At 55.8% G+C, this 407-nt stretch carries 1 protein-coding gene; it reads right to left on the reverse strand.

Translation table 11 applies throughout. From position 1 onward, the window contains the following. Positions 1-379: hypothetical protein (locus GE027_RS22725; protein ID WP_202617523.1), on the reverse strand; the 379-nt coding region annotated here is incomplete at its 3' end. Positions 380-407 lie beyond the last annotated feature (28 nt).

Consider the following 407-nt stretch of genomic DNA (forward strand, 5'->3'; position numbering starts at 1 on the left):
ACAACCGCTTGGCCCACTGCGTTCCGCTGCTCGAACCCTTCGCGTCCAAATGCTTGGTCGTGAAGCAGTGTAGTCGATCGTTGTCACCTGCCTTGATCACGGCGTCGTACAGGTGAGCGTGGTCGCCCGGTTTGGCGCCGAGGATGTAGTGGTAGCCATAGGATTGCAGGTCCGCGATGTGCGGAGCATTACTGGCGATCCCATCTTCGGTAATGATCAGTTTGAGCTTGGGGTGTTGTTGTTTTATTCGCTTGAGCAAACGTCGCGTGGCATTTCGCTCGCAGTCGTTCTTTGTCTCGCCGTCCTGTTTGACGATGGGTTCGATCGCCAGCGGAATCACTTCTTTGCGATCGGGATGCACCAACACAGCAGCGACCATCTGGTGGGCGTATTTCGTTTTGCCTGCT

This window comes from Roseimaritima sediminicola (assembly GCF_009618275.1).
Lineage (GTDB): Bacteria > Planctomycetota > Planctomycetia > Pirellulales > Pirellulaceae > Roseimaritima > Roseimaritima sediminicola.